Source organism: Vibrio sp. S/42/10 (assembly GCF_029890535.1).
Taxonomy (GTDB): Bacteria; Pseudomonadota; Gammaproteobacteria; order Enterobacterales; family Vibrionaceae; genus Vibrio; species Vibrio cyclitrophicus.
In genome coordinates, this window is the sequence record NZ_JAKMZC010000003.1 from 136,002 (window position 1) to 159,659 (window position 23,658).

18 protein-coding genes and 2 pseudogenes are annotated in these 23,658 nt (G+C 42.7%); 13 read left to right on the forward strand and 7 right to left on the reverse strand.

The genetic code is table 11. The features are described 5' to 3' along the window. Positions 1–22: 22 nt before the first annotated feature. A complete protein-coding gene (locus L8S15_RS04665) occupies positions 23–2,125 on the reverse strand; it encodes an alpha-galactosidase (protein ID WP_016791865.1) in 2,103 nt (700 codons plus the stop codon). A gap of 248 nt (positions 2,126–2,373) precedes the next feature. Here L8S15_RS04665 and L8S15_RS04670 point away from each other — a divergent pair, with 248 nt between their 5' ends. After that, positions 2,374–3,441 (forward strand): LacI family DNA-binding transcriptional regulator, encoded by a 1,068-nt coding sequence (locus L8S15_RS04670; RefSeq protein ID WP_010436267.1) that lies wholly within the window; start codon positions 2,374–2,376, stop codon positions 3,439–3,441. Between the two features lie 243 nt (positions 3,442–3,684). Here the strand turns inward: L8S15_RS04670 and L8S15_RS04675 are convergent, their stop codons facing one another. Then, positions 3,685–4,599, reverse strand: coding sequence for a LysR family transcriptional regulator (locus L8S15_RS04675; protein ID WP_016787777.1), 915 nt, complete (start codon positions 4,597–4,599; stop codon positions 3,685–3,687). Positions 4,600–4,700: 101 nt separating this feature from the next. On the opposite strand from L8S15_RS04675, the gene chrA reads away from it, so the two are divergent. Then, positions 4,701–5,843: a chromate efflux transporter gene (gene chrA, locus L8S15_RS04680; RefSeq protein ID WP_016789368.1), complete on the forward strand. Its 1,143-nt coding sequence runs from the start codon at positions 4,701–4,703 to the stop codon at positions 5,841–5,843. Between the two features lie 55 nt (positions 5,844–5,898). Here chrA and L8S15_RS04685 read toward each other — a convergent pair. Further along, a pseudogene (locus L8S15_RS04685) lies at positions 5,899–6,384 on the reverse strand (class I SAM-dependent methyltransferase); the annotation flags it as partial. A 55-nt stretch (positions 6,385–6,439) separates the two neighbouring features. After that, complete coding sequence (locus L8S15_RS04690) at positions 6,440–7,360, reverse strand: IS5 family transposase (RefSeq protein ID WP_010430770.1); 921 nt, start codon at positions 7,358–7,360, stop codon at positions 6,440–6,442. Positions 7,361–7,439: 79 nt separating this feature from the next. Here L8S15_RS04690 and L8S15_RS04695 point away from each other — a divergent pair. From L8S15_RS04695 to L8S15_RS04705, 3 genes and pseudogenes are all read left to right on the forward strand, one after another. After that, positions 7,440–7,858: pseudogene (locus tag L8S15_RS04695) on the forward strand (AraC family transcriptional regulator); the annotation flags it as partial. Positions 7,859–7,945: 87 nt separating this feature from the next. Then, positions 7,946–9,634 carry an AMP-binding protein gene (locus tag L8S15_RS04700; protein WP_016787782.1) on the forward strand — a complete coding sequence of 563 codons (1,689 nt, stop codon included), beginning with the start codon at positions 7,946–7,948 and terminating at the stop codon, positions 9,632–9,634. Between the two features lie 147 nt (positions 9,635–9,781). Continuing rightward, the gene (locus L8S15_RS04705) at positions 9,782–9,925 is read left to right on the forward strand and encodes a hypothetical protein (protein ID WP_016790418.1); all 144 of its coding nucleotides are present in this window, start codon (positions 9,782–9,784) and stop codon (positions 9,923–9,925) included. A 55-nt stretch (positions 9,926–9,980) separates the two neighbouring features. Here L8S15_RS04705 and L8S15_RS04710 read toward each other — a convergent pair whose 3' ends face one another. Next, positions 9,981–10,187, reverse strand: a complete 207-nt coding sequence (locus tag L8S15_RS04710) for a DUF1127 domain-containing protein (RefSeq protein WP_010436235.1) — start codon at positions 10,185–10,187, stop codon at positions 9,981–9,983. 103 nt (positions 10,188–10,290) lie between these two features. On the opposite strand from L8S15_RS04710, the gene L8S15_RS04715 reads away from it, so the two are divergent. The 7 genes from L8S15_RS04715 (at position 10,291) to L8S15_RS04745 (ending at position 17,173) form a co-directional block, all read left to right on the forward strand. Next, positions 10,291–11,247, forward strand: coding sequence for a LysR substrate-binding domain-containing protein (locus tag L8S15_RS04715; RefSeq protein WP_016796734.1), 957 nt, complete (start codon positions 10,291–10,293; stop codon positions 11,245–11,247). A gap of 39 nt (positions 11,248–11,286) precedes the next feature. Continuing rightward, positions 11,287–11,502, forward strand: coding sequence for a VF530 family protein (locus L8S15_RS04720; protein WP_010436225.1), 216 nt, complete (start codon positions 11,287–11,289; stop codon positions 11,500–11,502). A 231-nt stretch (positions 11,503–11,733) separates the two neighbouring features. Next, positions 11,734–12,372: a response regulator transcription factor gene (locus tag L8S15_RS04725; RefSeq protein WP_010436223.1), complete on the forward strand. Its 639-nt coding sequence runs from the start codon at positions 11,734–11,736 to the stop codon at positions 12,370–12,372. Between the two features lie 190 nt (positions 12,373–12,562). After that, positions 12,563–13,147 (forward strand): hypothetical protein, encoded by a 585-nt coding sequence (locus L8S15_RS04730; RefSeq protein WP_010436221.1) that lies wholly within the window; start codon positions 12,563–12,565, stop codon positions 13,145–13,147. 89 nt (positions 13,148–13,236) lie between these two features. Further along, positions 13,237–13,917: a fimbria/pilus periplasmic chaperone gene (locus tag L8S15_RS04735; RefSeq protein ID WP_010436219.1), complete on the forward strand. Its 681-nt coding sequence runs from the start codon at positions 13,237–13,239 to the stop codon at positions 13,915–13,917. A gap of 10 nt (positions 13,918–13,927) precedes the next feature. Further along, positions 13,928–16,318: a fimbria/pilus outer membrane usher protein gene (locus L8S15_RS04740; RefSeq protein WP_280572046.1), complete on the forward strand. Its 2,391-nt coding sequence runs from the start codon at positions 13,928–13,930 to the stop codon at positions 16,316–16,318. Between the two features lie 3 nt (positions 16,319–16,321). Next, positions 16,322–17,173, forward strand: a complete 852-nt coding sequence (locus tag L8S15_RS04745) for a hypothetical protein (RefSeq protein ID WP_280572047.1) — start codon at positions 16,322–16,324, stop codon at positions 17,171–17,173. 242 nt (positions 17,174–17,415) lie between these two features. Here the strand turns inward: L8S15_RS04745 and fusA are convergent, their stop codons facing one another. Next, on the reverse strand, positions 17,416–19,503 hold the full coding sequence (gene fusA / locus L8S15_RS04750) for an elongation factor G (RefSeq protein ID WP_010436214.1): 2,088 nt from the start codon (positions 19,501–19,503) through the stop codon (positions 17,416–17,418). Between the two features lie 234 nt (positions 19,504–19,737). Beyond that, the gene (gene radA, locus L8S15_RS04755; protein WP_010436213.1) at positions 19,738–21,117 is read right to left on the reverse strand and encodes a DNA repair protein RadA; all 1,380 of its coding nucleotides are present in this window, start codon (positions 21,115–21,117) and stop codon (positions 19,738–19,740) included. Positions 21,118–21,278: 161 nt separating this feature from the next. Between radA and L8S15_RS04760 the strand changes: the two genes are divergently transcribed. Continuing rightward, positions 21,279–23,627 (forward strand): PilZ domain-containing protein, encoded by a 2,349-nt coding sequence (locus L8S15_RS04760; protein ID WP_010436212.1) that lies wholly within the window; start codon positions 21,279–21,281, stop codon positions 23,625–23,627. Positions 23,628–23,658 lie beyond the last annotated feature (31 nt).

The window sequence follows — 23,658 nt, forward strand, 5'->3', positions numbered from 1 at the left end:
AGGGGGACTCAGAGTTAGCGCTTCATATCTTTTTCAGATGAACAATCAAGGCTGACTCTGGGTCTAGAATCGGTAAGGTCAATCCAATCTCCTTGAGGTTATCGCCACTCAGGGTTAACGTTTTGTCGAGCCATTGAGGGCGTTGTTTCATCAACTGGAAACTGGTTTTTGGCATGTCCACTAACTTCACTTGATACATCGCGTTGTCTTCCACGCAGCTAATACGAAGTGGCGAAGGCAGAGCATATTCAGGCATCGCTAATTGGCACACGGTGATCAGCATTTCATCGTCATTTTCAACGCCATAAATGTTCTGATTTTTGTCCGAAGGATCCATTCGGAAACTGCGGCCTGAATGCAAAACATGACGAAATTGCTTATGCAGTGAAATGTAATGTGAGAATGCTTGTTTCTCTTCCGGTGATTCTTTAACAGGGTCAAGCTCAACCCCCATATGCCCCATGAGTGCGGTTACACCACGCATATTGATGCTGTGACGACGGTTGGTTGAGTGGCATTCTGCTGGGCCGATGTGCGCCCCCATCACTTCTGGTGGGAAGAAGTAACTCATGCCTTTCTGAATGGCTTGGCGCTCTAAGGCATCATTACAATCCGATGCCCAGAAACGATGGGTTCGTTTTAGAATTTCAAAATCGATACGGCCGCCGCCCGAAGAACAAGATTCAATCTCGACTTCTGGGTGCGCTAGATTCAACTCATCAACAAGGCGATATAGCGCTTTAGTTTGACCATGCACCGCAGCCTTACCTTGATGCCCAGGTTGAACCAACTCTCGGTTCATATCCCACTTTAAATAAGTGATGTTGTACCGAGTCAGCAGCGCATTGAGGCGTTCATACAAATAGTTAAAACACGCTTCATTTTGTAGGTCTAACACATACTGCCAACGGCCAGATGGTTGATGATACCCTTGTAAACCAAGCACCCAATCAGGATGATTTAGGTAAAGATTAGAATCTTGGCTTACCATCTCAGGTTCAACCCAAAGGCCAAACTCCATACCCTGTTGGTTTACATGTTCAATCACAGGCTCTAAGCCATTTGGATATTTCACCTCATCCAAATACCAGTCGCCCAGTGCGGTACGTTCACCATCACGCCCCACAAACCAACCATCATCAATAATGAAACGTTCAACGCCCATCACGCCCGCTTCCGTTGCCATCTTCATGATGTAGTCAGGCTTGTGATCAAAATAGATCCCTTCCCATGTGTTTAAATGAACGGGACGAGGTTTTTCGGTTGGGAATTTAATAATGTTGTCGCGAACAAATTGCTGAAAACGCTGAGCAATACCGTTCAAGCCCGAATTGCTGTAACAACCATAGAGCCAAGGTGTCTGATAAGTAGCCTCTGGTTCTAGAATCGATTCACCCGCTAGCAATAACTCTCCCGCTTGAACAAAGCGGCGACCATCACTACGAACATCCGCGCGCATTTGGTGGTTACCGCTCCAGCCCAAATGAAATCCCCATACCAAACCATGTTGCTCTGAGAACCCTTGAGTCCCTGCAAACATCCCCGGAAAATTCTCGTGAGATGTGCGACCGCGACGGTTTTCTTGCATGAAGCCACCGTGTTCAAAGCGCTGACGTTGCGTTTGGAACTCATGACACCAACGGCCATGGAACGTCATGAGTTCGTTAGCATGATTCGGTAACGGCAGCGTTGAAGACAGCTTATTCAGGTAGTATTTGTTGCTGCCTTTATTGATGACGGTTACACGCTTTTGGACGACGTCAGATTCGAAATCCAGTTTGATCTCAACCTTAATCTCCAGCAGAGTAACCTTGTCTTCAAGGAGGAAACTCACTTCTTGATCTTGAGCATCGTAACGAACGGTCTTAAAGACGGGAGCCCAATCAAGCCCTTCTCTATGACCTTCAATGCCTGGAGCGTTAAAGTGCCCACTGCCTAACTCAGGACAAAGAGAGAGAGGCACATCCACATCAAGTCGAGCTTGGGAAATCGGTCTCTCTGTCGAAAGCAGAAGATCTTCATCAATACTTGCGATCTTTGCTCCCCAATGCAAAACCTCTGGAACACGCCCGGATTTAATGATCAAACTATGATTTTTACTCTTTAAGTGAATAAATTCGTTCATTACTAATCTCTATTGTTTTCGTAAACATAATATAAAAATAATAGTGAACTCATAACGCCAAATTAGTATCTAAAATCGACAAAAACGTGATTTAAATTGGCTTTAACATTCGAAAAATTTGCACAAGATCGACTGTTTACGGAAACATTTTTAATGTTTTAAAAGACATTTATTTGAGAGTGCGCAGAGTTTAGTTTGGTAAATTTCGGTAGGCTTATTTCACCCTAAAATATTCGATGAGTAGAGCGATGAGTATCACCTTTAAAGACGTAGCAAAACTGGCAGGGGTATCCACCCAAACAGTATCTCGAGTAACCAATGGCTCACAAGACGTCGCGGAATCCACCCGCAATAAGGTTAACGCCGCCATAAAGCAACTTGGCTATGTGCCCAATAAAGGTGCTCAAATGCTCAGTCGAGCCAAGTCCACCAGCGTTGGCTTAGTCACTCTCGATATGGCCTTACACGGTGCCGCAATGATCGCAAATGGTGTGCGAATGCAGGCTCACGATATGAGTTATGGCGTTGCTTTCTCTGTTGTTTCCGAGCCCAACCTCGCGAATACCCGAGAGGCAATTCGTGAACTGATAGCCCAACAAGTCGACAGCATCATTCTCAATGTGCCTTTAAAGAGTGCCGATGCAGAATTGTTAGTGGATCAATATCAACACCTCAACCTCATTTTCATTGATGTTCCTTCTAACAGCCAAGTGAACTATGTTTGTGGTGACCATGCGGAGGGAGCAAAACTGGCGGCTCAACATCTACTTGAGAGCGGACGAACGGACTTTTTGTTGATCACAGGTCCGAACGAATCCAGCGCCTCAAAGATTCGTCATCAAAGTTGGTTAGCCGCGTTATCAGATGCAGATAGTAAGGTGAAGTATCAATATCAAGGAAACTGGCAAGCAGAAAGTGGTTATCTTGGCGTTCGAGAAGCTGTCGCTAAACAAACCCGATTTGATGCCGTGCTAGTCGCAAGTGACCAAATGGCGTTAGGAGTATTACGCGCGCTACAAGAACTGCAAATCAAAGTGCCCGAAAAAGTCGCGGTCGTCGGCTTTGATGGCATCGAAGACAGCGCTTTTTTTAACCCGCCACTCACCACAATCAAACAAGACTTTACCACGATAGGTCGACAGGCTGTGGTTATTGCAGAGAAGCTCAGCGCGAACTCACAAGATGCCCTATTACAGCAACATATTGAAACTCAACTGATTCACAGAGAGAGTAGCCAATCTAAAGTCACTGCTCACTATGAAAAACAACAGATAGAACAACTATTGAGTAAAATTCACAGCTTACTGCCTGAATAGATGTCAGGGAAAAGAAAAAGCGCTAGGGGGAGCTAGCGCTTCAAGACCAACTAAGTCCGTTTAGCCTGGTAGTTTTTTAAGCTATATCATAAGGATATAACCATTTTTTTACTTAGGTAAATCAAAAAGCCTATTCTTTACGACTGCTTTGAGTCGTAAATTAAGTATAGTCGGATTCTTATAATAAATCGGATTTGTCTAAAATTAATTTATATAAAATTGAAGACTACCCTGCACTATAGACTATTCGGAAATCACAGAAGAGATCGCATTCACAATCAATTTTCTAAGTCGCTTATTTTTATCATCTAAATGTTTAGCCTTTCTATAAACAAGCTGTATATCAAAATCCGGAACATCAATAGGTGGTTTCACCGCCAGCAAAGTTTCTTCGCTGCGCGCGACTAGCTTGGGGACAATACACAACAATTCTCTCCCACGAATCAATCGCTTTACTGTTAAAAAATTACTTGAGGCTATAGCGACCTGTCGACTAAAACCCACTTCTGCCAGTCGACTATCAACGCCCGTTTTTAAATCACCAGAAGGCGACACAAGTGCATGCTCCACAGAAACAAATTGCTCTAAAGACATAGGTAAATCAATAGACAAGACCGATTTATCAAACAAGCAAACATGTTCCTCAGTGTATAAATGCTTTGTTCGATAATGCTTTGGTACCTGACCAAAACTACCGATCGCAATGTCGAGTTTGGCATCTTCAAAAAGTTGTTGATAGTTGCTCCGGTTTACATTGAACAACGCGACTTGGGAGTAAGGAGAAGATTGCTTAATAAGGTCAAACAATATTGGAGCGAACATCTGCTCAGCATAATCAGTGAGACCAATCTTCCAAGTCCCTTTATAAGTCGCGGCATCAAACGATTTAGACAGTAACACCTCTAACTGAATGGTATTGAGTAAAGTCTCTACCGTACTGGATAATTCGATGGCTCGATCGGTCGCCTCCATCCTGCTACCAACACGCTCAAACAAAGGGTCATCAAACAACTTTCGAAGCCGTTGTAAACTATGACTCATTGCTGACTGGCTGACATAACAACGTTCAGCTGCCTTGCTAACGCTATTGGTTTTATACAGCGCCTGTAATGCAATCAACAAGTTAAGGTCGATCCCTTTCCAGTTAAAATCAGCCATAAAACAAAACCTATATTATTCATAGTTATAATTAAAACAATTAATTTGAATCATAGTTTAACTCCACCTAAATTACGCTAAACATTTATCTGGAATCGATCATGCTTTCAATTTTTAAAACCTTTTTCTGGCTTGGCTGGATTAGCTTCGGTGGACCAGCGGCGCATATTGGCTACTTCCGTAAAACATTTGTTGAGAAACTGAATTGGTTGTCCGACGAAGAGTACGGGCAAATAGTCGCACTCAGTCAGTTTCTACCGGGCCCAGGTTCAAGCCAAGTTGGCTTTGCGGTTGGCTACAAAAAAGGGGGCTTGACTGGTGCGATAGCTGCTTTTATCGGCTTCACATCCCCATCGGTCATTCTGATGCTGATATTGGCTTTAGTGAGCAACCAACTATTGGAAGCGCCGTTGTTCAACTCAATCATCCACGGACTAAAGCTGCTCGCAGTTGTGGTTGTAGCTGACGCCACTTTCGGCATGTATAAAAACTTTTGCCAATCAAAGATAGCAACAGCATTGTGTGTGATTACAGCGATTGTCCTGCTGTTAATTCCAGGGATCTGGCCGCAAATTTTCGTACTTCTGTTTGCAGCTATCATTGGCAGCACGTTTTTGACTTCACAAGAGTTAAAGACAGTCCCATCGACACATAAGATATCCATAACGCCGCTTGTTATTTTTGTAGCGCTATTGGTTGGTTTACCTCTGTTCAGTGCATATTCTCAAGGCATCGAAGTGTTTGGGTTATTTTACCAAGCAGGCAGCTTAGTCTTCGGTGGCGGTCACGTGGTTCTTCCGTTGCTACAGAATGGTATTGGCGACCAACTGTCTCAAGATACCTTCCTAACAGGCTATGCTGCTGCGCAAGCGGTTCCCGGCCCGATGTTTACGTTAGCTACTTACCTCGGTTATGTGTTAATGCCATCAGCACCGATTACAGGTGCACTGCTCGCAACAATTGCCGTGTTCTTACCGGGCTTCTTATTGCTACTCGGTGTACTGAAGAACTGGCAGGCAATTGCGAGTAAACCTTTGGTGGCTGGTGCTCTTACCGGTGTGAATGCAGCAGTTGTTGGTCTATTACTTGCAGCCCTGTATCAACCTATCTTCACCAGCGCAGTAAGTAGTGGCTTAGATTTCGCATTGATCATTGTTGGTGTTTGGCTATTGAAAACCGTGAAGATGCCGATTGTAGGTTTAGTTGGGATATTCATGTTATTTGGTGCCGCTACTGGCCTGTAACATTAAACAGGAAGTAGGAAGTAGGAAGTAGGAAGCTAACTGCTAGCTTCCTACTCTAATGCTTAGAAACAATTTTAATTCCATGAAAATTGAAGAATAAATTACAATCGATAAGGGGGGCAAAACTCAACGGCCAAAACGAGTTTTGATTGTCAGGAAGGTAATAGTTTAAAAAGGCAATTAAGTTATTACATGGATTAACATGTTCTCTCGCCATTATGTAATCGTAATTCCAGCCCTTTTTTAAACCGTGTTTTCTTGTCGTCATATAACGCCCGATCTTCCAAGCGATTCCTGGATCGGTAGGAATCAAAATAGACAGAGTTCCCCCTGGTTTTAACACTCTTAACCACTCTTTGATCACCAAATGAGGCTCGTATAGGTGCTCCAATATATGAGTTGCGATCACGCGATCAAAACTGTTACTTTCAAAATCTAACTCACAAGCATTAGTTACGTTAAAAGTGAGTTTGTCATAAGAATTGATATGGCTGAGTTGCTTATCTGCTACTTCTAGTGCTGATGCATCACCATCACTAACAGGCTTTGTTGCGTAATTCAGTTTAGAGACAGAGCAGCCCCATTTCGCGTATTTCTTAGTCAATACGACAAGTTTCAGGCATACCTAATCCAGTAAGCTTGTTCAACGCTTTTATCATCGCGTAAGTTTCACCCACCTGTGCATTATAATTTATTAAGCTCAATCGTCCTCCTAGTAACTGTTTAACTCGATACATCGCCGTTTCTGAGAGTGAACGTTTGTGGTATCCATACCGCTCTTTCCAATACTTATTTGAGCCGTATAACTTCTGACAACCCACGGCAATATTTCGAGGGTGACCACGCTCCCAGAAGGCTGCTCCTTCTCTTGGGGGAATAAGCGCAATGGCCCCCTTAATCTTAATAGCAGCGTGACACGCTCTCGTGTCGTAAGCGCCATCACCAGACACCTCAAGGATACTTCGGCGTGTTTGTTTCAGTAAGTTCGGGAGTACTTCTCCATCTGTAACCGTCGATAAACTTAGCTCGGCGGCAATGATCTCATGAGTGTTGGTATCGACGGCAATATGAAGCTTTCGCCAGACTCTACGCTTGCCATCCGTCCCGTGTTTTTTGACTTTCCATTCACCTTCGCCATAAACCTTAAGGCCAGTAGCATCAATAGCTAGGTGCTGTATTGCTCCTCTCGCTTTAGTCTTAAATGAAACCTCAACTTGCTTGGCTCTACGACTGATGCAGGTGTAATGCGGACAACTTAACGGTACATGAGCTAACCTAAATATCGAGTCGATAAATCCTTGAAGCGCTCTCAATGGCATAGAAAAAACTCGTTTGACCATAAGTGCTGTCGTGATAGCTAAATCACTGAACCGACGCGGCCTCCCGCGCTTATTCTGTTTGCTTTGCGCCCACCCGCTTATTGCTTCTTCATCAATCCAAAAGGTCAGAGAACCACGGTTAATGAGTGATTGGTTGTATTGCTTCCAGTTGGTTGTTTTGTAACGTGGTTTAGGCATAGGGCTACGAGATAGAGTGAACGTAGCTGATCAGATCGTAGGTTCTTGATTGAGTTCCATTGAATTACGCAACAAAGCCCAACTTAAGCACAAAACGCAACATATCTTCGAGACCCATTTCGATCTCGACAGGGACATGAACAACAACAATCAACTGCCAGCCAAACTGTTTACTTCAGAAGTCGTCAACTTTGTTATGGACAACATAAACAAAGAGATCAGAGAAAAAGAAATTGCAGAAAAATGTCACTGTTCAACGAGCTACTTTTCTAAAAAGTTTCATCTACACTTTGGAGTAAGCTTTAGGGACTTCGTGTGCGATAAACGAATCCTACTGCAAAAAAATTGATTGAGGCAGATACCGAATCAAAAATAGCCGTTATCGCTTATCAATGTGGATACAAAGATGTCTCGTATTTCTCAAGAATCTTTAAGAAAAGAACAGGTGTGACACCTGCGAGCTATAGGCGTGCCTGCATGGATAACATAAAACGCTAATTTTACTCCCTAAAAGAAAAAATCATGGTACATTTAACATGATTTTAACAAAAAATAATAACTTAGCGAAAAACATGGAGTTAGACAATGATTCAGCCTAACGAGTTTAGCCAAGAAAAAGCAACAGCTCTCCCTACACCCAATGACATGATTTTAAGATGGGCAGAAGAACGTCCAGATGAAGTCTACTTAAAACAAATAATTAACCGCCAATTTGTTGAGTTCACTTATAAAGAAGTGGCCGACAAAGCACTAAAACTGGCATCAGCATTAGAGGGACTCGGAGCTCAACCCGGTGACCGAGTCGCTCTCGTGTCTAAAAACTGTGCAGAGTGGTTTATCTGTGACCTTGCCATGATGTTAGGAGATTTTGTCAGCGTCCCAATCTTTCCTACTGCTGGCACAGACACCATTCAGTATTGTATTGAGCACAGTGAAAGTAAGATTGTGATTACAGGCAAACTTGATGATCCTGCGGCAACTCAAAAAGTACTCGATGACAATCCGAACTTAGTGAGCATTTCGCTACCATACGATAGCGCTGCGAAGTGCCAACACACTTTTGAACAGCTCATCGATACACACGAGCCATCAACCAAACGTCCTCAACATCACGATGATAAGCTAATGTCACTTGTCTATACGTCTGGTACATCAGGACTACCAAAAGGTGCTATGCTCACCTACGGCGCCTTTACGTGGTCTGTACAAAGGTTGATCGATCATATTGGTATTCAACCTGGCGATCGTTTGTTTTCTTATCTACCGCTCGCCCATATCACAGAACGCGTTTATATCTTTGGCTCTTCAGTAGCCGGTGGTGTGGTCACCGCTTTCCCAGAGTCGTTAGACACATTTATTGATGATGTGAAAATGCACCGACCAACCTTGTTTATTTCAGTGCCTCGTTTATGGACTCTGTTCCAACAACGAATTCAAGATAAGTTACCGCAGAAAAAACTGAACTTTTTACTTAAAATCCCGTTTGTTAATAACCTCATTAAGAAGAAACTGGCTGATGGTCTGGGGTTAGACCAAGCTCGCGTTCTTGGCTGTGGCTCAGCTCCGGTATCACCAGCTCTACTTGCATGGTATGAGAGTGTTGGCCTACACATTACCGAAGCTTGGGGAATGACTGAGTCTTTCGCCTACAGCACGATTAACTACCCGTTTAGAGCAGACAAAATTGGCACTGTAGGTAATGCTGGTCCGGGCATTGAACTCAAAATTGCAGAAGACGAAGAGATTTTAGTTCGAAGCAAAGGCATGTTCTCTGGTTATTACAAAAATGACATTGCAACTCAAGAATCTTTTAACTCAGAAGGTTGGCTTCATACGGGTGATATTGGTGATATTGACAGCGAAGGCTATTTAACGATTCGTGGGCGTAAGAAAGATACCTTTAAAACCGCGAAAGGCAAGTTTGTCGCTCCTGTACCAATCGAAAATAAACTCTTTGAGTACAGCCGCGTGGAGATGATGTGTTTGATAGGCTTAGGCTTACCTGGCCCTATCCTGCTCGTAGTGCCGCATGACTTCCCTAATTTTGATCGGGCTCGTTACGAAAGAACAAGCAAACGCGTCATTGAAAAAATGAACGAACAGTTAGCTTCGCATGAGAAGATCAAAGGCGTACTGATGATTAAAGAACCGTGGAGTATTGAGAATGGCGTGTTAACACCAACGCTTAAAATCAAACGACATATCCTTGAGCAGAAATATCATGAGATCGGTCATAACTGGCCGAAAGATAAATTAGTGGTTTGGGAAGAATAGTCTAAATCGAGAAGGAGCCATTTTGGCTCCTTTTTTGTAAGCTTACATTATAAGTACTTAGTACAATCAACAGAATCACTACTCTTGCAATCTAAACCGACGTCATTTCTCATTAGATGACTTAACGATTACGAGCAAACAAGTTGGATGGAAATAGATATCTTTGATATAAGCATGACACCTGGCGTACAAGTTAACTTATGTTTTGATCCTAGCTCACCGAGGAAAGAGCGTATTGCGGCGTTTACTGAATGGCTACATGAAGAAGTTTCTGATATCTCAAAGATCTAGCGTTGGTTTTGGTGTAACTCTTCCTAAGAAGAAAGAGTTCGTCTGATCATCTGAATCACTCCCAAAATGACTTTCTCACCTCTTCATTAGCCTGACCTCGGGTAATACCAACATCTTCAAGTAAATGATCTGACAGTTCAGCTAGGTGCTTTCTCGTTCTACGGTTCTGAAAATAAAGTCTAAATTTAGAATAGAATTCCTTAACTGATAATGATGAAAACAATGCTTGATGACGATTTGTTCTAGCAGTTATCGTGTTCATAACCTTTCTCCTATTGATTCACCGCTTTGTTATGGTCAATAATCGACCAACAACACACTCGCGACAAACGATAGATACTGGCATTCAGTTAAGGAAAACTAATGTGAGAGAGCGAACCCCACCTTTCCAAGGGATCTACTATTTTTATACTGCAGCTGAAACAGGCAGTTTTAAACTCGCGGCTGAAAAGCTGTTTGTCACGGCAGCTGCCGTCAGCCAACAAATTCGTCAACTTGAAGAGTGGTTAGGTGCAGACTTGTTTATTCGTCAGCACCGAAAAATAGTATTAACCCATGAAGGCGAAATACTGTACCTGCAAGCGAAGAAAGGCTTTGCCCATATTCAAGATGGAGTAAGACGAATTAACCAAGATCCAAACCCTACTCAGCTGTCGATTTCTACCGTGCCTTCCTTTGCTCAGCATTGGCTAGTACCGAGAATTGGCGACTTTCGCGATCGCCACCCTGATCTATCCATGTTAATTGAGCCGACTAACAAGCTAGTCACGTTTGAAGATTCTAATATCGATATCTGCGTTCGATATGGTCATGGAAATTACCCAAATATCGAATCACGCTGGTTGATGGACGAAGTAATTTATCCTGTCTGCCATCCTATTTACCAAGAAACGCATGGAATTCATTGTATAGATGACCTTCACAAAGCCGAACTGATTGAAGATCGCTGGCCAGATATGGATTGGAGTCTCTGGTTACAAGTAGCCGGGGTAAAAGCTGGCCGCACATCATTACAATTTGATGGTTCGCATTTCGTTTTAGAGGGTGCGCTATCTGTTCAAGGAGTCGCCCTTGTTAAGCACAGTTTGGTGTATCGCTATCTACAAGAAAGGAAATTAGTTCGGATAGGTAACATCGCACTTCGGCCTAAATACAATTACTATTTATGTGCACCCGCTGGTTACTTTAACCGTGAAAAGATAAAACGTTTTGAAGCATGGATGCAAAGCCAGGTTCAGCTATTTAGTTATAAAGGGCGGGAGGAGCTTTCTATTATCGATACCGACTACCAGTTGAAATGGTCGGATAATTCACCTGATTAACCTGATATACTTAGCCTAAATAAATGGCGAGAACATCTCATGACACAAGAAAACAACCCACTTCACGGGATCACCTTACAAAAACTACTGACTGAATTAGTTGAACATTACGGTTGGGAAGAACTGAGTTATATGGTGAACATCAACTGTTTTAAAAAAGATCCGAGTATCAAATCTAGCTTAAAGTTTTTGCGTAAAACGGACTGGGCACGTACCAAGGTAGAGCAAATTTACGTACAGTTGAAAACCAATTAATTACCTTTAACACAGCGCACTAATTATGGTACGAAAGTATGAGTAATTAGTGTTCGCTCCAAGCTAAAACTTAATTTTCTATTAAAAATCAAACGCTAAGCAAATATCACGTTAGAGTTATTGAATAATATTCAATAAATACTACTATTATTTAACCTAAGATAGCGATATCAAACACCCTAGCTTACGGATAATTATAGACTTTATGTTTGAATAAATAGAGAGGTCATCATGGAAGCTGGTTCTGAACTCGGTTTGGACATTCATGTACTTACCCGTAATAACTCATACTTACGGGTGATAAAAGACCTACTTGGTTTATCTCTTCCTAATGCTCAAATAACCCATGCTCAGTGCTTCATGCAAATACCCAAACTAGCACCTGAAACTGTAGTTTTATTTGATATTCAGACTATGCCTTGCCCCAAAAGATACGGGTTTATTCTCCATGAACGACACGAGTTCTGGTTAGCGGTAAATGTCAATGACAATACATCGACAATATGGCTAGAAAAAGGGTTTTCGGGACAAGTAGGTCAAAATTTCGAATTCATATCGAAGGCAATACTCTCTGTTTATCAAGAAGATATATGGTTTCCTAGAGCTATTCTAAATAAGCTTGTCTCTTTTTATCAAAATAATGAACCAAGCTTTGAATCTGCTTGCGAAAATTTAGTTAATTATAAAGAGTTAACAAAAAAAGAAAGGGATACTTGCTCATTGATCCTAAAAGGGCTGTCAAACTCTCAGATAGCATCTCAGCAACACGTCAGTATCAACACAGTGAAGACTCACTCATCAAACTTACTTCGTAAATTACACTTACGCTCCAGGTATGAACTTCTTGCTCAGGTAAAAAGCTTTAATTAGATTCCATATAGCAAGGTCACAAGAAATTAGTAAGATCACAAGAAAAGTGGAATATAACAAAACTCATTCTAAACTCACCCTATGTAAGCGATATTTTTCACTCTATGTGATGAGGTTTGGCACTTTGTTCCCTCGTAACCTTTAAAGGTGATGCACGGGTATGCATCTTAAATCAACGAGGGATTGAGTTATGAAAAAGTTACTTCTTGCTACTGCTGTAGCAGCCGCTTCACTTTCTTTTGGCGCTTCTGCGGTTCAATTTAACAATGCGGTGGACTTTACGACACTGAGTAAAACGGACCAAAAAACGATTCGAATCGAAGGGCGAGTTCCGAAACGCTGTCTATTACGAATAGGCAAAAAAGACGTGAAGAATAACGTTCTACGCAAAGCGAACAAAGTACACGAGGATTCATGGTCAAATGGATTCAACAATAAAGAAGTATTAGTGGGTAACTTACGTGCATGGTGTAATTACGGTACTGATTTGGAATTTTCAGTAACGGCTTACCAGCTAAACGGTGTAACCAAGCACAATATGAGTGAGAAAATTGACTACCAAGTGAAAATTGGTTCAGAATCGGTCGCGGATACCGCAAGCGACCACGGCTTGGAAATGACGGCGTCGCCAATACCATCATTGGGCGAACACTTGGTGAACAGCATCAACAAACATCCAATTTATGTTCAACCTGAAGATTCAGGCTTTGCACGAGCAGGTAAATACAAAGGTAAAATTAAAGTGAGTCTTGCTGCGGCAGGTCCAGCAAGCTAAAAGCCGATGACACTTTAAGGATGATGTCTTTTAGACAAATAAAACTTGGCTCGGTTATCGAGCCAAGTTTATTTTATGGAGAAATATCAATGACTAGGATTATAACTCTTCTATTTTCTTTATTTTTCAGCTCAGCCCTTTTCGCGTACGAAGTCAGTCCAATCTATCTAGAACTCGATGATGTTGGTCGAAATGCACAAGGCTTGTACAAAGTGACTAATGTGGAAGAAGAACCAATCCTTCTAGAAGTAAATGTCTACCAAACTGATTTTTCTACTGGCGAAGAAATTTTAACACCAACGGAAGATGAGTTTCTCGTCCTCCCACCTCAAGCTAAAATTGACGGGCTAAAGTCTCAGACTTTCCGCGTACGTTACATGCCAACAGGGCCAATAAAACAAACTGTCACTTACCGTATCGTCTTTTCACAAATTGAACTAGAAAATCAAATAGAGGAAGATGAGGACAGTTCTATTTCCATGTTGCTAGAGTTTGCAACTTTGGTTTTTGTCTCTCCCACATCCAGTAAATCGATTCCAACCACGACAGTTCAAAACAGCCAGGTCGCTATCCGCAACGATGGGAAACGAGTACTGAATATGAATGGTATGGAGTTTAGCTTCTCTGGTGGCAAAGCAAACAAAACAGTTGATTGGGAAGTATTAAGTAAAAAGACAAGCGCTTATTTAATGCCAGGAACGACCGTCAAGTACACTTTACCAAGTGAATTAGGGCAACCAAAGAAAGTTTCTGTTAAAACAATCGATTAACGAGACTTTCGTGAAGAATCTCATTTTATGCCTCACATTAGTCACAGCCATACAAACCGCGTTTGCGCAAAGTTGGTTATTCCCATTTCCCCTGACTTGGGGTGAGAACACTATAGGTGAAGTGAATGCGTATTCTGATGGTATGACTGTTGGCTCTATTAACGTGGAACAGCTTGCTCAGTCAACTCAAAAGCTGATCAACCCTGAGACACTGACAGCGTTACGAAATTTATCCGAAGAATACATTACGATCAAACAACTGAACCATATGGGCATCAGTGCAACCTTCAACTCTTCCGATCAAAATATTAATTTAGTCATTGATGAAAAGGCTGCAGCTGAGTTCTTGCTGTCGTTTGGTAGCAAGTATGAACCGGCTAAATATTCAGAAAGCACTTTTTGGACAATACAGAATACACTGAATGCGAGTACGGACTACTCCTTATTCAGCGACTCTAATACAGAGGACACGCAAACGTGGCTTGGTGAGTGGTTATTAAAAGCCAATATTGGTGGCGTTCGAGGCGCCAATCTTGACATTTCCGGTTTTGTTAGCGGTGGTAACGATATCAACTCTGATGTGTATCGTGGCGAAGCTCGTCTTTTCTTTGATGAACCTAATACCCCTTTTCGACTAACCTTTGGTGATGTAACCCAAGCAAGTGCTGGACACCTTCCTAGTACACCTCTCGGAGGCATTGCTTTTGAACGTTTGTATCAAGACTTACAACCTACCCGAAATATCCAAAATGGAGGAACTCAACCACTGGTATTGAATGAGAGCGCTGATGTCGAAGTCTATATTAACGACGTTTTTCTCACTGAAATTCGCTTACCCCCGGGGCGATATACACTTGACGACTTGCCTCTCGTTTCTGGTACCAATGACGTTCGATTGGATATAAGTTATCAATCAGGTAGGACCGATACCATCGTTTATAGCCAGTTCTTTAACTCACGTTTGTTACGTGAAGGCATTTCTGATTTTGGCTTCTACTCTGGTTTAACGTCGACGATTGAAGATAACAACTTTAAGTATGACGACGAGCAATGGGTAACTTCTGGCTATTACGACTATGGTGTCAGCGATACCTTAACAATTGGCGGAAACGCTCTGTATCACCCCGAAGGGCAACAAGTCGGCATAATTGCAACAATTGGTTCTGATTGGGGGAACTTGGGGGTTCGAGCCTCTGCACAAAACAACAAGCCCAGTAATGATACAGGTAGTATCTACAGCTTAGATTACTCCCACCAATTATGGGGAACAGACAGTTACGGCTCCCCAAACTTTCGTCTTGGAAGTGAGTATCAAGATAATTATTTTGCATTGCCTTGGCAGATTACGGATGCAAATACTGGGCTCCGCGTCTTTTCAAACTACGTTTTCAGTATTACGGATAACCTTAGTTTAATCCTGAGTGGTGACTACCGTGACTTTGAAGAGTCAGAGGTGCAATGGCAGGCTTCTACGGAAATTGCTTGGCAATTTTACAATCTAGCACTTTCTGCAGGTGTAGAAAAAGAAGAGAACCCAAATGAAAACATTGACGAAACTCGGTTTACTTTTTCTGCAGATTGGGATTGGAACTCTGACAATGGAGAATACAATGCAAATATATCCTACTCCAATGAACCAGATACCTATCGAGCTCAATTTCAACGCCCTTCAGAGGACTATACAGGCAGTTACGGCTATGCGGTGACAGCAGAAGGCGATACTGATTCTCAAGCTTACTCAGTCGAAGGTAATTATGTGGCAAACCGTTTTATCACAGATGCTAAGGTTTCTCACCTAGCATTTGATAGCTCAGCAAGTTACCAAACCGCTTCTTTACGAGCAAGTACAGCGCTTACGTTGGCTGACGGTAACTTAGCTTGGTCACGACCTCTCAATGGACCAGTGGCAATTATTGCCGTCCATGACTCGTTAGATGCTGATGTAGAAATAAATGCGGTTGCAGACGATCCTGCAGAATCGATATCTACCTATACTATCAGTAATGCCGTTCAGTTGTCTGGAGGCCACCAACTGTCCACTGTCTACATTGATGCGCCAGATGCACCTATAGGGTATGACTTTGGCGACCACGAGTACAACATTACGCCAGGAACACAAACGGGCCATCTAATAAAAATCGGTTCTGCAGCATCGAAAACCATCATAGGTAAGATTGAGATCGGGCAAAACAAACCATTAAAACTCATCCAAGGTCAGTTGGTTGGACAACAGAAAACGTATGAATTTTTTACTAATCGATCAGGCAGGTTCGTTGTGGAAGGCGTTGCGCCGGGTAACTACACCATCGTCATAGATGGTTTTATCCCAACAAAATTAAACGTCTCAGAAATCAATGACAACCTGATTTACTTACCAACTTTACTCATTAAAGAGGGATAAACCATGAAACACTTACTTAAGCTCTCAGTGTTCGGTTTAGCCATGTTATCTCAACCACTTTGGGCCGAATGCAATGGCAAATGGACACTAAACGTCGACAGAAGCAATATTGAATTTAAGCGAGATTTGGGCGCTTATATTCCTGCTTATCTAGAGTTGTCGCGTGATATTCAGAGCTGTCGATTCCCGATGGCCCTAGTATCGATCAACAATAAACAATCTAGCTACTTAAGTTCAATCGGAGCGAATTTGCCCCTGACAATTCTGGACAAAAACTTTCGTCAATTGAGTCACTTTCCTAGCAAGGGCTTTCAACTACCTCTGGATAATAGCCAAAGGACGAAGTTTTGGATAAAAGTTCCAGAGGCTAAAGTAGCTGCGTCAGGTAACTACACCGGACTTCTTGAAGCCTCTATTTCCCTAAATAGAAAACGAGAGACAAAAAATGCCAAAGTGAAACTCAACGTCCCTGCGTTTGTAGCTTTCAACTCCGTTCCTAACGCACCAAACCTTCAACGCTCAGGTAGCTCAGGTTATCGCTTCCAGCTTGGTGATCTTGAATCTAACCGCACCTATCGCTCCGATTTTGATCTTCTTTCAAACTCGAATGTAAGGTTAGTCGTAAAGCAGAAATATGGTGAATTAAAGCAGAAGTCGGAACCCAATATCTCGATCCCATATACGTTGCGATTTAATAACACCTTGGTAAACCAGAAGTCAATTTTTACCTTCTCAAACAATGATGAAACCAAACGTTGGGGGGTTCCCCTTGAAGTAATGCTAGGTAACATCGACTTTGCGAGAGCTGGTAAATATCAAGATACGATAACGGTTGAAGTAAAGGCTATGCCATAGAGGCACGTGATAAGCAAACTTACGGTTTAATCAGTGGACAAAGGAAAATACCTCCAAACTGTAACGAACACCGTATATGACTTTATTACTATCCAACGAAAAGGAACTGATGCATTCCCAGTAATTTTAAGTGTTTGGATATAGACACTTAAGATAGGAGAACAACATTGGTTTAGTTGATAACAAAAAGCCCCGCAAGCTTTCACTTGCGGGGCTTTTTAGCTAATTTAGAAAAGGGCTAATTACTTACCAGCTTCTTTTTCTGCTTTAACTTTTGCAATCACTTCGTCAGCAACGTTAGTTGGACATGGTGCGTATTGTGCGAATTCCATAGAGAATTGGCCACGACCAGAAGTGATAGTACGTAGGTGACCGATGTAGCCGAACATCTCAGAAAGAGGTACGTCAGCTTTAATACGAACACCAGTAACGCCAGCTTGTTGATCTTTGATCATGCCACGACGACGGTTAAGGTCACCGATAACATCACCAACGTGATCGTCTGGAGTAAACACGTCAACGTTCATGATAGGCTCAAGAAGTTGTGCGCCAGCTTTAGGCATAGATTGACGGAATGCACCTTTCGCTGCGATTTCAAATGCGATTGCAGATGAATCGACTGCGTGGAAACCACCATCGAAAAGTTCAACTTCAACGTCTAGCGTAGGGAAGCCAGCTAGTACGCCGTTATCCATCATGCCAGCAAAGCCTTTCTCAACTGCAGGCCAGAACTCTTTAGGAACGTTACCGCCCACAACTACAGAGTTGAACTTGAAGCCTGAACCAGGTTCACCTGGTTTGATACGGTAATCGATCTTACCGAATTGACCAGAACCACCAGATTGCTTCTTGTGCGTGTAGCTATCTTCAATTGCTTGAGTGATAGTTTCACGGTAAGCAACTTGAGGAGCACCTACAGTTAGGTCAACGCCGTATGTACGCTTAAGGATATCTACCTTGATGTCTAGGTGAAGCTCACCCATACCTTTCAGGATAGTTTCGCCAGTCTCTTCGTCAGTTTCAACTTGGAAAGATGGATCTTCTGCAACCATTTTACCGATCGCGATACCCATTTTCTCAGAACCGCCTTTATCTTTTGGAGATACAGCGATAGAGATTACTGGAGTTGGGAAGACCATTGGCTCAAGCGTAACTTGATCTTTAGGATCACATAGAGTGTGACCAGTTTGAACGTTCTTCATACCAACGATCGCAATGATGTCACCAGCTTGTGCGCTAGTTAGTTCGTTACGGTCATCTGCTTGCATCTCAACCATACGGCCAACACGCTCAGTCTTACCAGTAAATGAGTTAAGGATCGTGTCACCTTTGTTCAATTTACCAGAGTAAATACGAACGAAAGTTAGAGCACCGAAACGGTCATCCATGATTTTGAATGCAAGAGCTTTGAATGTTTCGTCAGTAGAAACGATAGCGTGTTCGCCAGTTTCTTCGCCGTTTTCATCCATTAGAGGTTGAGGATCAACTTCAGTTGGTGCTGGTAGGTAATCTACTACAGCATCAAGGATAAGTTGCATACCTTTGTTCTTGAACGCAGAACCACAGAACGTTGGGAAGAATGCGATATCACGAGTACCTTTACGGATACAACGCTTGATATCTTCAACAGAAGGCTCTTCACCTTCCATGTAAGCTTCCATTAGGTCGTCGTCTTGCTCTACAGCAGTTTCGATTAGCTCTTCACGGTATTGCTCAACGTCATCAACCATGTCCGCAGGAACATCAGTGATTTCGTAGTTTTCAGGAAGACCAGTGTCATCCCAAACGTATGCTTTACGGCTTAGTAGGTCTACAACACCAACGAACTCGTCTTCACGGCCGATTGGTAGAACCATAATTAGAGGAGTAGCACCTAGAACGTTTTTAACTTGGTCAACAACGTTGTAGAAATCTGCACCCATACGGTCTAGTTTGTTAACGAAGATCAGACGAGATACTTCTGATTCGTTAGCGTAGCGCCAGTTAGTTTCTGATTGAGGTTCAACACCACCAGAACCACAGAATACACCGATACCGCCATCAAGAACTTTAAGAGAACGGTATACTTCAACTGTGAAGTCAACGTGTCCAGGAGTATCGATAACGTTTAGACGGTGATCGTTCCAAAAACAGCTTACAGCTGCTGATTGGATAGTAATACCGCGCTCAGCTTCCTGTTCCATGAAGTCAGTCGTTGATTCGCCATCATGTACTTCACCAGTCTTGTGGATTTGACCAGTTAGCTTAAGGATACGCTCAGTGGTAGTTGTTTTACCCGCATCAACGTGCGCGAAAATACCAATGTTTCTGTATTTCGATAAATCTGCCATTGTCTTACTCTGTTAATAGGATATAAAATGCGCGCAGAGTATATCACAATCTGTGAAGACTGATAGCTTTGCATGCATTTGGGACTAAAAAACTTTGCCTTTTTCTAACATGTAGAAAAAGGCAATCTGTAGAAACAATCTAAGTGATTGTTAAGTTTAGTGCTAACTTAAAGCGCAATTAGCGCTCAAGTTAAACTGATTTTCTGCTGTATAGAGTAGCTGAAGTGGGCTCAATTACAACTCATCAAAAGCATTAATTGCTTCTGATAATTTTTTCACACCGTGGATCTGCATTCCTGGAATGCCACCTTTCGGCATGTTCGCTGCCGGTACAATCGCTTTCTTGAAACCGTGTTTAAAGGCTTCATTAAGACGTTCTTGCCCACTTGGTACCGGTCGAATCTCACCCGCTAAGCCTACCTCGCCAAATACCACCACATCTTTTGGCAATGCGCGGTCTCTGAAACTCGAAAGTAATGCCATCACTAAAGCAAGATCAGCACTGGTTTCGGTTACTTTAACACCACCGACGACATTCACAAACACATCTTGGTCAGCCATTTGTAAGCCCCCGTGTTTATGCAGCACCGCTAATAACAACGAAAGTCTGTTTTGTTCTAAACCAACTGCAACACGGCGCGGATTTGCCAGCTGGGAATAATCCACCAGTGCCTGGATTTCAACAAGAAGTGGACGTGTCCCTTCCCATACCACCATAACAGAACTACCTGACGTTTCTTCTTCGCCTCGAGATAGGAAAATAGCCGATGGATTACTGACTTCTTTAAGGCCTTGGCCTGTCATTGCAAACACACCCAACTCATTGACCGCACCAAAACGGTTTTTGTGACTACGCAGAGTTCTGAATCGACTATCTGTTCCGCCATCGAGCAGTACAGAACAATCGATAATGTGTTCAAGCACTTTTGGTCCCGCCAACGTACCATCTTTAGTGACGTGCCCAACTAAGAACACAGCAACGTTATTCTGCTTCGCGTATCGCGTTAACGCCGTTGCCGACTCACGAACCTGGGCAACACTGCCCGGTGAAGATTGAACATCAGCTACATGCATAACTTGGATTGAGTCGATGACCATGATCTTTGGCTGTTCTTTTTCAGCAACCTGGCAGATCTTATCAACGTTGGTCTCAGAGAGCATCTTTAGGTGCTCTTTTGGCAACCCAAGTCTAGAAGCGCGCATTGCAACCTGCTGTAGGGATTCTTCGCCGGTTACATAAAGTGTCGGTAATTGAGAAGAGAGCTGACACATGGTCTGCAATAACAGCGTTGATTTACCTGCCCCAGGGTTACCACCAATCAGGATCGCAGCGCCAGGAACAACACCACCACCGAGTACGCGATCGAGTTCTTTGAAACCACTGCTAAAACGTGGCACTTCTTGTAGATTAATTTCAGATAATGTCTGAACGCTCGATTCTGTTACAGAACCAGCATAACCAGATAATCTTTCATTGCGCGCTACCTGAGGTGAAGCGGCTAACCTAACTTCTGTAATCGTGTTCCAAGCACCACATGCGTTGCACTGCCCTTGCCAACGTGGAAAGTCAGCGCCACAGTCATTACACACATAAGCTCGTTTTGCCTTAGCCATAAAACCTCAATAATTTGCTTGGTAACTGGTAAATGTTACTATTTTGTGACCTTGTTGACCGTACGCATTAAAATAAACGTTGCAGTCATACCACTTATACTTAAAGATCGATTGAAACTAGCCGATAACATCAATGCACCGTCCATTCTAACAAGAAAAATATGCAGCAATCTGAAATTCTATCTGTAGCAGAACGACTTATCCCGGCTTACCACGCCGAAGATTTCGAATTCCTTCTTTCACAAATGACAGAAGGCGAATCGCCGTCTCTAAAGCTACTCGTTAAAATGGAACTGAATCGTATCATGGCTCCGTGTACAAAGAGCATTGATTTACGCGGGCGTATTGATAATGAATGTCGCCAGTTCACGCTAGACGGCCGTAAACACTGGCTTGATGACATCGCTTTGAATGCTTACCAACGCGGCACTAAAAAGTTTAAAGGTTACACAGAGGGCACGTGGGAGTTGGTAATGACACCACGAACTCAGCCACTTCGCAGTGTTGTTAATATCTCCTCTCAAAATAAACATGACATCACCAATGCGAATAGTCCATATGAAGCAGAAGCGATTAACTTGGGCTACGATTTAAAACGTCAAGAAAACAGACTCAAGATCAGTTCACAGGTTGAAGTGACAACATCTAAAGGTCAAAGCCTACATGGTGTGACAGTTGATATATCTCCGTCAGGCGCAAAATTCAAAGTACCAAGCACCTTTCGATACAATCTTGGTGAAATCATTAGTGTTAAATTCACAGAGTTGGTTGAGAAATCTCTAGAGATCGATGTTAACAAAGCCATTGAATTCCGTGTTTTGGGCATTGATGAATCTTATGAAAACAATGCTGTCAAATTTTTAAGAACCATCAAAGTAAGCGACAACAATATTTTAGCTCGCTTACTCGATGAATCTTTAAATAGTTCAAGTAAAAAAACCAGCCATGAGAACCAAGATAGGGTTATTCGAACTCGTACCCGAGGTATCGAACACACCTACTTAAAACACACCTGTAACCTTCCCCTATTTTTCAGTGGTAGCGAACTAAAACTGGCTCTGCTCACGGATAACAACCATCCATTGTGGCAATACTGGCACGACGAACGAAACCAGCAAGCTTTGGGTACCTTATTCAACGAACAAAGAATGAACTTGCTGGCCAAGCCAGGAGTAAAGGGAACCAGTAACGTTATCTACTCTTTTACTCACGAGCATCAAAATAAGACTTTATTCTACTCGATGATGCTACCGGAGGCCTCTCGCGAACAACGACAACTGTTCTGGCACATCGGTGGTAAGCGTAAAAGCTGGAAAGCGTTCAAGTTCTCTGTCTTTGAGCTATCAGAGACTGAGCGACAATCTTTAGCTAAGCACTCGGATACGCTCGCTCAAAGCTCAGAGCAACTGACGCATTGCGGTATATTGCAAGAGATCGGCGATCACGAAAGCGCTGCGGATTACCTACTGAGTGAAAAACCTCGCATTCCAAGCAGTGAACTGAACCGTTTCCGTCACCCACGTACCGTTGTTGGAAATATTCAAAGTATCTACTTTGACTCTCAAACTCGTCGTAAAGAACCGAGATACAAATTTAAATCTCCTTTGCAACTGGCCTCACAAGATGGCACAACAGCGAATGGACACACTTTGGATATCTCGAAACGTGGACTCAGTATTACTCTTGAGCATCCAATGGTACTCAAGACTAGTGACTCTGTATTAGTGAACTTTAATGAGCTTCAACTCTATGACAAAAATTTGCCATTAAGCACAGTTCCATACCACGTTATTCGAGTAAGTCCTAACGGTCGCAACGTACAATTAGTGATCGAAGAAAACGCGAAGACTATGCGAACCATCGCATTCCTTAACGGGCTTATCGATCAAAACCAAAGCAAACTGATTAAGAAAAAAGAGATACTACCAACGCATTCGTTGCTTGAATCACTGCACAACATTTTGCTGAGCAAGATGGTGAGCAGTCCAATATTCATTGATAAACCAAGCTCAACACTGCGCTGTAAGATCATTGGTGTGAATTTCCCATTGAATAAGCATCTAGCCTTGCTCGCAAAGCTTGGACACAATCAAAAGTTCTCACTCGAACCTATTTTCAAAGGGCACTCTAACTCGCTACTGGCTGAGCCACTAAAAAGGATTGAAGGGGCAGAACCTAAACACCATGACGTCTACATTGCTGCGGTTAAGTTTGGTGACAAGATCCAATCCGTACATACGAAACTGGTCAAAGATTTCACGTCTGCAAAAGAGCGAATCTTATTCATTAAGAAGGCACAGCACTTAGGTGACGTATACGTATTGCGAGTCACGACAGCTCCCATCTTTAATCCACTCACCAGTTTATTCCAATCGGATTTAGAAGAACTTGCACGAATCAGCATGCACCAGGCGAAGAAATTAGAAAATGAGGTCACCGCTTTTATCGGTTATGGTGAGATAGAAGATATTACCGATGAAGTATTGATCCGATTAGAGTTAACACGTTAAACACTGACGTTACACTTAATTTAAAAATCAA

Excerpts from the sequence above, each read along its gene's own strand:
- L8S15_RS04735 (WP_010436219.1), top strand. The coding sequence starts at position 13,237 with ATGACTAGGATTATAACTCTTCTATTTTCTTTATTTTTCAGCTCAGCC.
- L8S15_RS04665 (WP_016791865.1), bottom strand. The coding sequence starts at position 2,125 with ATGAACGAATTTATTCACTTAAAGAGTAAAAATCATAGTTTGATCATT.
- chrA (WP_016789368.1), top strand. The coding sequence starts at position 4,701 with ATGCTTTCAATTTTTAAAACCTTTTTCTGGCTTGGCTGGATTAGCTTC.
- L8S15_RS04690 (WP_010430770.1), bottom strand. The coding sequence starts at position 7,360 with ATGCCTAAACCACGTTACAAAACAACCAACTGGAAGCAATACAACCAA.
- L8S15_RS04725 (WP_010436223.1), top strand. The coding sequence starts at position 11,734 with ATGGAAGCTGGTTCTGAACTCGGTTTGGACATTCATGTACTTACCCGT.
- L8S15_RS04700 (WP_016787782.1), top strand. The coding sequence starts at position 7,946 with ATGATTCAGCCTAACGAGTTTAGCCAAGAAAAAGCAACAGCTCTCCCT.
- L8S15_RS04745 (WP_280572047.1), top strand. The coding sequence starts at position 16,322 with ATGAAACACTTACTTAAGCTCTCAGTGTTCGGTTTAGCCATGTTATCT.
- L8S15_RS04670 (WP_010436267.1), top strand. The coding sequence starts at position 2,374 with ATGAGTATCACCTTTAAAGACGTAGCAAAACTGGCAGGGGTATCCACC.
- L8S15_RS04675 (WP_016787777.1), bottom strand. The coding sequence starts at position 4,599 with ATGGCTGATTTTAACTGGAAAGGGATCGACCTTAACTTGTTGATTGCA.
- L8S15_RS04710 (WP_010436235.1), bottom strand. The coding sequence starts at position 10,187 with ATGAACACGATAACTGCTAGAACAAATCGTCATCAAGCATTGTTTTCA.
- L8S15_RS04730 (WP_010436221.1), top strand. The coding sequence starts at position 12,563 with ATGAAAAAGTTACTTCTTGCTACTGCTGTAGCAGCCGCTTCACTTTCT.
- L8S15_RS04705 (WP_016790418.1), top strand. The coding sequence starts at position 9,782 with ATGGAAATAGATATCTTTGATATAAGCATGACACCTGGCGTACAAGTT.
- radA (WP_010436213.1), bottom strand. The coding sequence starts at position 21,117 with ATGGCTAAGGCAAAACGAGCTTATGTGTGTAATGACTGTGGCGCTGAC.
- L8S15_RS04720 (WP_010436225.1), top strand. The coding sequence starts at position 11,287 with ATGACACAAGAAAACAACCCACTTCACGGGATCACCTTACAAAAACTA.
- fusA (WP_010436214.1), bottom strand. The coding sequence starts at position 19,503 with ATGGCAGATTTATCGAAATACAGAAACATTGGTATTTTCGCGCACGTT.
- L8S15_RS04760 (WP_010436212.1), top strand. The coding sequence starts at position 21,279 with ATGCAGCAATCTGAAATTCTATCTGTAGCAGAACGACTTATCCCGGCT.